At 69.1% G+C, this 745-nt stretch carries 1 protein-coding gene; it reads left to right on the top strand.

Going from position 1 to position 745, the window contains the following annotated elements; all coding sequences use genetic code 11:
* Positions 1–218: 218 nt before the first annotated feature.
* A partial coding sequence (locus AB5T46_RS20425) for an IS110 family transposase (protein ID WP_370565948.1) occupies positions 219–745 on the top strand: 527 nt, incomplete at its 3' end.

The following is a 745-nucleotide window of genomic DNA, read 5'->3' as shown; positions in this document are numbered from 1 at the left end:
CTAACGCCTTATGTCTTCAATTTCCCCTAGCCTAAGTGCCGAGAGCCCGGCGTGCGCGCCCGATAACGCCTCGGTGTCAGCACCACCGTAATTCAGCAGGGGCCGCACGCCGGATCTCGCGCCCTGCGCCCGGACAGTTGCACGAGGCAACCCTCGTACCGATAAGCGTGGGCCCGGGCGCGATGCTCTCGACAGGCCAACTGTAACGGAGAATGGGCATGACGGCAGTCGGGGTCGATGTGGGCAAGGCAGCGCTGGATGTCGCAATCGATGGGGTGCCGGGCGTGGTGCGCTTCGCCAACACCGCGGCCGGGATCGGCAAGCTGGTTCGGCGTCTGGGCCCGGTCCTCGATGCGCGGATCCTGGTCGAGGCGACCGGCGGCTACGAGGACGCACTGCTCGAGGCCTGCTGCGATGCCGGGCTGTGGGTCTCGCGGATCAACCCCCGCCAGGCACGGGACTTCGCCCGGGCGACAGGCGAGCTGGCGAAGACCGACGCCATCGATGCCCGGCTGCTTTGCCTGATGGCGCGCCTGTTCGCCGACCGCCTGCGCCGCCATGAGGCGCCGGTGCCTTGGCAGCGCGAACTGCGCGACTGGCTGCGTCGTCGCGGGCAGGTCGTGACCACGCTGCAGGCACAGAAGCAGCAGACCGCCTTGACCTCGCCGGTGGTGCGCAAGCGCATGGCACGCACGATCGCGGCGCTCACGAGGGAACTGGCGGCCATCGACCGCGCGATCCAGGC

Source organism: Luteimonas salinilitoris (genome assembly GCF_041300785.1).
In the GTDB taxonomy this organism is placed as follows: Bacteria; Pseudomonadota; Gammaproteobacteria; order Xanthomonadales; family Xanthomonadaceae; genus Luteimonas; species Luteimonas salinilitoris.
Note: the sequence above shows the minus strand (reverse complement) of the source record. Positions and strands in the feature narration are given on the sequence as shown.